Source organism: Psychroflexus sp. S27, assembly GCF_002810405.1.
Lineage (GTDB): Bacteria > Bacteroidota > Bacteroidia > Flavobacteriales > Flavobacteriaceae > Psychroflexus > Psychroflexus halocasei_A.
Genome location: NZ_NEXQ01000011.1, coordinates 1 through 9,846, shown reverse-complemented (window position 1 = coordinate 9,846; position 9,846 = coordinate 1). Strand labels below are relative to the sequence as shown.

Here is a 9,846-nt window from a genome sequence, read left to right as displayed (position 1 = left end):
TTGCCGAAAAGAAGCACCCCGAAGGCTCGGGACTACGAAAGTCTAGGCTTACGAACTTAATGCTAAATTGTATGTTCATAAGCTAAATTTTAGGAAACTCACCTGATTCCATCAGGCTTAAACAGCCTAAAATTTAACGCTTATTTCACTGCCAATTTTACACATTATTTTCGATAGGCCGTTGTCTTCAATTATGAATTTAAAATTTTAAATTTTGAATGACTCTTATCCCTGCTAGGAAGTTTGCAATAGCTCAAAACAACGAAAATGAGTTAAGAAAGCAAATGACTAATTTAAAGAAATACCTGTGGCTTTCGCGAAAGTGCTTGACGAAGTCATAAGCATGWAGCGAAAAAGACAWCAGGGGTTTTGCGTAGAGGAACGAAGCAAAAATTTCCTGAAATTAGTCTTGACTTTTTGTTTCGTTTTGCGTCAAGGCAAAATGAAAAGAACTTCAATTCATGATTGTTCTTTACTTTTTTACATTGCCTAAAAAAGTAACAAACCCCGAAGKMTCGGGACTAGGCTTATTTTTCTGTTTTAGAAAAGCAACGAAAGCATCTCTGCCCCCGCAACGCGAACCGTTTCACTAGCGCATTGCTCCCTCTGCCTTTCTTCTACGCTTTCTAGTTTCCTAAAAAACATAAAAAATAGGCCGTTCTCTTCAATTATGAATTTTGAATTTGCTTTAAGATTTACACCTCTTATCATTATTATTTAGTGAGTGGAACAATATAAGAAATAGTCTGTCAAACAAGCGAAAGTGCGTTTTGCATTTTCGCAAAAAAGAGCATGAAGCACAGTTTGAACAGCGGTTTCACGAAACGATAGTGAAGTGAAAATTTCCTCATTTTATTCTTGTCCCGACTTATTCGGGATTGCTTCGTTTTTTATCAAGAAAAAATGAAAGAAATATATTCAATAGGTTATCTGTTGTCAGTTATTCTGTGACTTGTGATTCGTGATTTGTGAATAGTGAATGGTTCCCCTTAGAATCAAGACACACGACTTTTAGACTCAAGACTAATTCTGTTTTTCGTGACTAGTGACTAGTGAATCGGTTTTATTTAACTCTAAAATCTCAATATAACTCAAGTGACTAATTTAAAGAAATACCTGTGGCTTTCGCGGAAGTGCTTGACGTAGTCATAAGCATGAAGCGAAAAAGACAACAGGGGTTTTGCGTCAAGGCAAAATGAAAGGAAATTCTATTGATGTTCTTTTACTTTTTTTCATTGCCAAAAAAAGTAACAAACCCCGAAGGCTCGGGACTAGGCTTATTTTTCTGTTTTAGAAAAGCAACGAAAGCATCTCTGCCCCCGCAACGCGAACCGTTTCACTAGCGCATTGCTCCCTCTGCCTTTCTTCTACGCTTTCTAGTTTCCTAAAAAACATAAAAAATAGGCCGTTCTCTTCAATTATGAATTTTGAATTAAAAATTTTGAATGACTCTTATCCCTGCTAAGAAGCTGATAATACTTCACGTCAACGGAAAGAAACTAAGAAAGACAAATGACTAATTTAAAGAAATACCTGTGGCTTTCGCGGAAGTGCTTGACGTAGTCATAAGCATGAAGCGAAAAAGACAACAGGGGTTTTGCGTCAAGGCAAAATGAAAGGAAATTCAATTCATGATTGTTCATTTTTTCCATTGATGAAAAAACGAACCAAAAAAATCTAGGCTTATTTTACTTTTCTTGAAAACGACGAAAAAACTTTATCATGCGGATGGCAACCGTTGCACTAGGCCATCCTCCTTCATCCAACGCGGCAGTTTTTTCTTGTTTTTCTACAAAAAATAAAAATAGGCCGTTTTCCTCGAAATCATGATTTAGAACTGAATTATCTTGTTTTAGCTTTCTTTTTTTAAGTGTAAGAAAAGTTGAGCGTTAAAAAATACCGAAGCCTTGGAGGTATTTTAGCGAGAGTTTTCTGGTTTGTCGATAGACAAAACACCTATAAAAAAGACACCTTTTTCGGTAGTCCCGAGTTATTCGGGATGTTTCGTTTTCTTTGGGTGAGCAAAGAAAATGAAAAGAACTTCACCTTGTAAAGAGATGCTGAATCGCACTTCGCCTATGGCGGCATTTGCTCAGCATGACAATTCAAAGGTTATTTTGTCATTCTGCCCCGCCCCGAATAACTCGGGGGTCGGGATCAGAATCTCGTGATTTGTGAAATCGCTTAAGGTTGTAGGCTATAAGCGGTAGGCTTTTTTAATTTAAAATTTAAAATTCAAAATTCTGAATTTCTAAAGTCTCACCTCCTACCTCCTACCTACTACCTCCTACCTACTACCTACTAATTACTACCTACTAATTACTACCTACTAAGCACTCCCCTCTATTCACAAAAACCCTAAATCTTTTGCTTTTTGAAGCAGCGTTTTGTCATCATTTTCAATAACATCTAGTATTTCTTTGAGTCTTTTTTTTCTGCGGTCGATGCCTGCGCTTGACAGGGGTAAAATATTTGACAAGTCTTTTGTTTTTGTTCCTTGTGATAGTTCATATAGCATTTGCCTATCTAAACGATCTAATAATAAATCATTACTTACATATTGCCTCAAAGCGTTTCTGACAGTTTTACTATAATAGGGTGTATCTTCTAAAAGGTCTAAAATTGCATGCTCGATTTCTTTTTCATCAATATCGCCTTTAACTAAAAAGCCATCTGGGTTTAAGCTTTTGAAAATACTGTGTATGCGGTAGTTGTGATGATATGTTGTGGCAATCATAATTTTAACATCAGTAAAGCTTTCTTTGACCTGCAGAGCCAAATCTTCACCTGATAATAAATTATGATTTGGAGCCGGAGTGAGTTTTAGATCAACTAAAAGCAGATGCAGTTTTCGTTTTTGATTAAATCTCTTAAGGTGATTCAAGGCTTCAATAAAGCTGTTAGCTTCATAAATTTTGAATCTTAAATTTGAGTTTTGGCTTTCTACTTTTTTAAAAACTTGTTTATAGGCAGAAATTATGATGGGATGATCATCGACCAATAATACATTTTTTATTTTTTTCATGATCGTCATTTTATGAGGTTAAGAAGTTATTTGATTTAAAGTGATTTTAATTGTTGTCCCTTTCTCTTTTGCAGATTCGATAACAAGCTGTGCATTGATATCTTGAGCTCTTTTTCTGATATTGTCTAGACCAATACCTTCATGATACTCGTGCTTATCGAAGCCTTTACCATTATCTGAAATTTCAAAATGAATTGTATTTTCAGGATTTGAAACTGTCAAGCTAAGGATTGTTGCTTGTGCATGTTTAATAACATTTTGCAAAGCTTCTTCTGTTATTGCTAGTAATTGTTTTTTGGCAAATTGCGATAGTTTCTTATCAATATTAGGTTGAGAAATATGTAACTTAAATTTAAATCCTCCTATTTTACTTTTTTGTAACCCGATATTCTTCAGTTGTTTGCAGAGATTGATTTCTGTAGCTTGATTTTTCAAATCATGGGCAAGGTTTCTTATCTCCACTTCTATTCCTTTGAGTGTATTAAGGTGAGCGCGATGCTCATTTTTGATTTTCATGTTTGATTCTATCCCCAGCAGCCCCCACTGAAGTCTGAGACCAAATAGCTTACCTAAAATACTGTCATGTAAATCTGCTGCAATTCGGTTTCTTTCCTCTTCTTTTTTGAGCTGCAGGAGTTGTTCTTGATCATATTTAAGTTTGATTTTTCTAGCTTTAGTTTTCTGTCTGATATAAAGATATATCAGCGTAGAGATTAGCGTACCTAAAGAGAGTAAAACAATCAGAAAGCTTTTATGCGATTTTAAACGCTCTGCTTCGCTTTTGAAAACCTGAGTTTGGAATTGAATTTTTGCAACTTTATGGCGTTGTTTTCTAACTTTATGTTCAATTTCATCATGAACATCTTTCCACTCTTCAATATATGTTTTTGCTTTATGTGGTTCTAATTGAGCCTGTAAAATCAGCCCTTTTAGCAACTCCCTCTTTAGTTTAATATCTTTGGCTGTGGCAACGGCATCTTTTGCCAATTTGATTGCTTGTAGCGAATCTTTTTGCGCCCATAAAATTTCTGATAAATGAAGCTGACTTAAAACAATGCCTGCCTTATTATTTGTCGCTTTTCTTATATTCAGTGCTTTTATAAAGTCTTTGAAATATTGATTTTCTCCAGACACAAAACTTGTAAAGGCCCTATTATCTAATAACCTTGCTAGGAGTTTTGGCTGATCATTAACGACCTCCATTGATAAAGCCTCATTAAAATACTTTAATGCTTTTGGATAGTTTTGTTTTTTATGATATATCAAGCCCAAGTTATTATAGACAGAGGCTTTAAGGTGATAAAGCTGATGTTGTTCTATTGTATTTAGTGCGAGTTTAAGATAATGAGCGGCTTGATCTAGCCCCTCTAGCTCTTCATTTATAAAAGATAATAAAGTATAACATTTATAAATTTGCTTTGCTTTAGGTGCGCTTTGAAAATAAGGTAAAGCTTTATAGATAAGCGCTTCGCTCTCAGTATATTCTTTTAAACGACCTTTAATAAAGGCCATATTATAAAGCATTTTCGCTTCATAATAGGGATGCCGATTTTGTGAGAAAGCCTGTTGAGCGAGTTGGTAATGATAAAAAGCATCAGCGTATTTTTGTTTTTTTAATAAAAAAGCTCCAAAATTCCAATGACTCAATCCTATTTCAACTGAATCATTGAGCAGTTTTGCAAGTTTTAATGATTTGTGATTATACTTATAAAACAACAATGAGTCATCTTTTTCAAGCGACAACTCTGTTAAGTCATGATATATCTTTTGTTTAATAGCATAGTCCTCTATGTTTTGTATACGATTTTCAGTTTTTGCCAACAAGGAATCATCTGGTGTTTGACTGCGCCCTATCTCTTTTTTTAATCTTTTAAGATCTTGATTAAATTGATCTAAACTATGATTTTCAGGTTTTTCTTTTTTGATATAGAGGCCTGATATAATTATCAAGCAGACAATTAACAGCCCAATTAAAGCAAGGGAAGGTTTGTATAATTTTTTAAAAGACATATGAAAACTGGCTTTACTAAAATAACAAAAGCTTTCGGCTAAGCCAAAAACTTTTGTTGTAAAGCTGTTTTTAGGTTAGCCATCTTTCTCATTATCTGGCTCTAAACTTTGATCATCACCCGTGTCATTATGAATGTCAGGCTCTGCATTATTCTGTTCGCTATCCATTTCTTGCAACTCTTCTGGATACTTATCCTCCATGAGATTTGGCGTACAAGAAGTCATTAAAATTGTAGCGATTAGAATACTCAATAAATTTACTTTTTTAAACATGATTTAAAGATTTGGTTCCACATATTCTGCCATCTTCAAAACACAGATTCAAGGCTATAACAAGCTTTGATATATGAGCTTGGGTTGACATGTCTTTAAAAGTAGCATCGCAAAAGCATGAACTGAGTAAGGATAAAGCATAGTTATTGTCTTGTTTTTTCTTATAAAAGTTCACCTAGCAAAACATAACTTGTCTTGCTTATTTCACATAAAACAATAGCCTTATGTATCGTCTTTTAATTGATAAACTAGAAGAAGACTTAGAAGTATTGAAAACAGAAGTAAATGATGTTTTAACATATTCTGAAAAAGGAATGAGAATTTCCAAAAAATACTTGAGTAAAATTAGAAAGTTGGTGATCAATAATGGCTTTAAAAATGAGGAAGACGAGTGTTATTTTTTTAAAAAAGTCAAACCACATGCTGTCAGCAAATTAATTTATTATGTGAAGTTGTTTAATATTGAAAGCAGAAGACCTCGAAGCAGTCGTAAATCACAGAAACAATTTTTACAAGCTGAAATCGATAAGCTCCAAAACTACTTTAATGAAAATTTGGAATTTTATCATTATTACAGACGAGGTTCTACAAACTTAGACCAACATTTTTTTTTAAGACGAAAAGCAAATTTACGCCTACACCCTGATACAATTCATTTTGTAACAGATGCTGAATTCTCTACCAGTCATGATGGCTCTGTTGCTACAATAATGGCTTATGATTTATTAATTGTTTACTTACAAAAGCAAGTAGAAGAATTGAAATACAAACAAAAATTTAAAAATTCTGAAACCAAAAAGAAAATTCCGAAAGTGAGTTGGACGCGAAATAAAGTTGACCTGATTGAACTTATTTATGCTTTGCATACAACAAGAGCTATCAATAGTGGCAATGCGAGTATTAATGAAATTGCAGATTTATTTGAGCGTGTCTTTCAAATTGAACTTGGAGATTATTACAGAACTTATTTAGAGTTAAGATCGAGAAAAACAAATCAGTTAAAATTCTTAGATCATTTAAAGACTTCTTTAGCACAACGCATCTATGAGGCAGATGCCTAGTCTCTATGATTTATATTTTTAAATTCTCTACATCCATCTTTTAAATTCTTATCTAAAACTTCTTGAGAGCAGCTTATAAGCTCGACTTACACTATGCTTAGGATGCATTAATAGGCTTTGTCTATTTGCTAAAAATATGTTAAAACAGCACCCAAGTTGGGTAAGCCTTGTGTTTTAAAACTTTTTGTTCTGCTGAGTTTTGTCATGTAAACTTTTCAAAGATGCATCTGAACAGCTTACCGTGCTAAAAGAATGAGCCGATTAAAATCATTCTATAAATTTAAAATTATTTATCATGGCCAAACAATCAGGTATTATCAAACTAGAGGGCACCATCGGTGACATTTCTTTTTACAAATCTAGCGAAGGTTATTTTGCAAGAGAGAAAGGTGGTGTAGATGCGAATCGAATTGCAAATGATCCTGCATTTCAAAGAACACGTGAAAACGGACAAGAATTTGGACGAGCTGGTAAGAGCGGCAGACTCATAAGAAGTTGCTTTAGATTATTACTGCAAAACACAAGAGATAAACGTGTTGCGAGTCGTTTAACCGGTCGTTTATTATCAATCATTAAAACAGATGAGGTGAATATGCGTGGTTTAAGAACCGTTCAGGATGGACAGATGCAATTATTGCAGGATTTCGAATTTAACAAAAATGCTAGATTCAATATGCTTTTTAATGTCAATTATCAAGTGAATATTGATGCTGCATCAGGAGAAGTTGAAATGAGCTATAGTGATTTTAAACCTATTAATTTAATAGATGCGCCTCAGGGGACAACACACTTTAAAATCAGTCTTGGCGCAGGAGCTATAGACTTTGACAATGAAGAGTCTGAATTTGAAATGGCAGAAACCTCCATTATTGCTTATGACAATGCAGAGACTGTTGCAGATGTTTTAACGTCAACTTTATCTGCTAATACAGGCTTACCAATCATTGCTGTTTTAGGTATTTCATTTTATCAGGAAGTCAATGGGACAACTTATCCTTTAAAAAACGGTGCCTATAATGCTTTATCAATTGTTAAAGTAAATCAAGCTTAATGCTATGTTATTGCAACTTATAAGGCAATATCATGCACATGGTACCAATGGTGTCATTCGTTTGAATAACAAACATATATGTTACACCATTGAGTTGCCATGGAAAGGAAATCAGAGAAATGTTTCGTGCATACCAGAAGGCAAGTATGACTTAAAGCTACGCTATAGCATACGCTTTAAATGGCATTTGCATCTTATAAATGTACCAAACAGAGAACTTATACTCTTCCATCCTGCAAATCATGCGATAAAAGAATTAAAAGGATGTATTGCGCCAGTCACTGCATTAACTGCACCTGGTCGAGGAACAGAGTCACTTGTTGCTTTTCAGCAATTAAAACAAGTCGCTTATTCTGTTTTAAAAGAGAGGAAGAAAGTAAGTATGATTATTAAATCTTAAAAATTAAGTTATGAAAATTAATGAAAGGGCTAAGGCACCAACGCCTAAAATATTTAAGAAACTGCGAAACATTGGATTAATTATGGCTGCTGTAGGCGGCACCATACTCACTGCACCTGTTAGTCTTCCTGCACTGGTCAGTTCAATTGGAGGCTATATTGCTGTTGCTGGTGGGGTTTTATCGAGTGTAAGCCAAATTACAGTCGAAGACAAAACTGTAAAGGAAGAGAAAAATGAAGAACAGTAGTTTTATCTTCGGAGGTACAGGAGGTACTCTTTTGAGTGTATTACCGGCTATTAATCCAAGTGAAATTATAAAAACTATCATATTAGCCATTATAGGAGCTCTTGTTAGTTTTTTGATGAGCTATTTTATAAAGTCCTATTTTTATAAAAAGAAGTAAGTTTAAGCATATAAACTGAAGTTAATAAAGGCTGCTTGTTCGCAAGTGGTCTTTTTTTTTTGTTGTCGGTTATCGGTTGACAGTTATCTGTTTTTCAGTGACTCGGTTATTCGTCTATTCGTAAATTCGTAAAATCGTATAATCGGTTTTCCGTTCTCTGTTATCTGTTTTCTGTCATTCTGCGCCATCCCGAAGTTTCGGGATCGGGAGGGATTGTTTATCAAGTGAAAATACGCAGTAATATTTCACTAAGATTTCGTTTTGCGTCAAGGCAAAATGAAAAGAAATTCAATTCATGATTGTTCATTTTTTCCATTGATGAAAAAACGAACCAAAAAAATCTAGGCTTATTTTACTTTTCTTGAAAACGACGAAAAAACTTTATCATGCGGATGGCAACCGTTGCACTAGGCCATCCTCCTTCATCCAACGCGGCAGTTTTTTCTTGTTTTTCTACAAAAAATAAAAATAGGCCGTTTTCCTCGAAATCATGATTTAGAACTGAATTATCTTGTTTTAGCTTTCTTTTTTTAAGTGTAAGAAAAGTTGAGCGTTAAAAAATACCGAAGCCTTGGAGGTATTTTAGCTAAACTTTTCTGGTTTGACGAGAGACAAAACACCTATAAAAAAGACACCTTTTCTTTTGTTTCGTTTTCTTTGGGTGAGCAAAGAAAATGAAAAGAACTTCACCTTGTAAAGAGATGCTGAATCGCACTTCGCCTGTGGCTGCACTTGTTCAGCATGACAGCAGTTCATGTTTTGTCATTCTGCCCCGCCCCGAATAACTCGGGGGTCGGGATCAGAATCTCATGCTTTGTTGGTCCCGAGTTATTCGGGATGCTTCGGTTTTTCGTGATTGGTGATTTGTGAAATTGCTATAGGCTATAAGCTTTAGGCGGTAGGCCGTTCTCTTCAATTATAAATTTAAAATTCTAAATTTTAAATGACTCAAAAACTCACACCTCTCACCTACTCCCTACTACCTACTCATTACTCATTTCTATTTTTTCGATTTCAGTTTCAGTTTCAACTTCAATTCATGTACTTTACTTTTTTTCATTGCCAAAAAAACTAAGAAAAAAGTCTAGGCTTATTTTTCTGTTTTAGAAAAGCAACGAAAGCATCTCTGCCCCCGCAACGCGAACCGTTTCACTCGCGCATTGCTCCCTCTGCCTTTCTTCTACGCTTTCTAGTTTCCTAAAAAACATAAAAAATAGGCCGTTCTCTTCAATTATAAATTTTGAATGACTCTTATCCCTGCTAGGAAGTTTGCAATAGCTCAAAACAACGAAAATGAGTTAAGAAAGCAAATGACTAATTTAAAGAAATACCTGTGGCTTTCGCGAAAGTGCTTGACGAAGTCATAAGCATGAAGCGAAAAAGACAACAGGGGTTTTGCGTAGAGGAACGAAGCAAAAATTTCCTGAAATTAGTCTTGACTTTTTGTTTCGTTTTGCGTCAAGGCAAAATGAAAAGAACTTCAATTCATGATTGTTCTTTACTTTTTTACATTGCCTAAAAAAGTAACAAACCCCGAAGTATCGGGACTAGGCTTATTTTTCTGTTTTAGAAAAGCAACGAAAGCATCTCTGCCCCCGCAACGCGAACCGTTTCACTAGCGC

General features: G+C 34.7%; 7 protein-coding genes. 4 read left to right on the top strand and 3 right to left on the bottom strand.

Annotated elements, in window-relative coordinates:
• Nucleotides 1-2,347: 2,347 nt before the first annotated feature.
• The 3 genes from CAP47_RS02080 to CAP47_RS02070 all read right to left on the bottom strand — a co-directional run bounded on the left by CAP47_RS02080 (nucleotide 2,348) and on the right by CAP47_RS02070 (nucleotide 5,308).
• Nucleotides 2,348-3,025 carry a response regulator transcription factor gene (locus CAP47_RS02080; protein ID WP_192869921.1) on the bottom strand — a complete coding sequence of 226 codons (678 nt, stop codon included), beginning with the start codon at nucleotides 3,023-3,025 and terminating at the stop codon, nucleotides 2,348-2,350.
• A gap of 18 nt (nucleotides 3,026-3,043) precedes the next feature.
• Entirely contained in the window at nucleotides 3,044-5,035 is a 1,992-nt protein-coding gene (locus tag CAP47_RS02075) for an ATP-binding protein (protein ID WP_100775180.1), read from the bottom strand.
• 75 nt (nucleotides 5,036-5,110) lie between these two features.
• Nucleotides 5,111-5,308 (bottom strand): hypothetical protein, encoded by a 198-nt coding sequence (locus CAP47_RS02070; RefSeq protein ID WP_100775179.1) that lies wholly within the window; start codon nucleotides 5,306-5,308, stop codon nucleotides 5,111-5,113.
• A 224-nt stretch (nucleotides 5,309-5,532) separates the two neighbouring features.
• Between CAP47_RS02070 and CAP47_RS02065 the strand changes: the two genes are divergently transcribed.
• The 4 genes from CAP47_RS02065 to CAP47_RS02050 all read left to right on the top strand — a co-directional run bounded on the left by CAP47_RS02065 (nucleotide 5,533) and on the right by CAP47_RS02050 (nucleotide 8,067).
• The gene (locus CAP47_RS02065; RefSeq protein ID WP_100775178.1) at nucleotides 5,533-6,369 is read left to right on the top strand and encodes an RteC domain-containing protein; all 837 of its coding nucleotides are present in this window, start codon (nucleotides 5,533-5,535) and stop codon (nucleotides 6,367-6,369) included.
• Nucleotides 6,370-6,664: 295 nt separating this feature from the next.
• Nucleotides 6,665-7,420, top strand: a complete 756-nt coding sequence (locus tag CAP47_RS02060; RefSeq protein ID WP_100775177.1) for a hypothetical protein — start codon at nucleotides 6,665-6,667, stop codon at nucleotides 7,418-7,420.
• Nucleotides 7,421-7,424: 4 nt separating this feature from the next.
• Nucleotides 7,425-7,820 carry a DUF5675 family protein gene (locus tag CAP47_RS02055; protein WP_100775176.1) on the top strand — a complete coding sequence of 132 codons (396 nt, stop codon included), beginning with the start codon at nucleotides 7,425-7,427 and terminating at the stop codon, nucleotides 7,818-7,820.
• A 10-nt stretch (nucleotides 7,821-7,830) separates the two neighbouring features.
• Nucleotides 7,831-8,067: a hypothetical protein gene (locus tag CAP47_RS02050; RefSeq protein ID WP_100775175.1), complete on the top strand. Its 237-nt coding sequence runs from the start codon at nucleotides 7,831-7,833 to the stop codon at nucleotides 8,065-8,067.
• Nucleotides 8,068-9,846 lie beyond the last annotated feature (1,779 nt).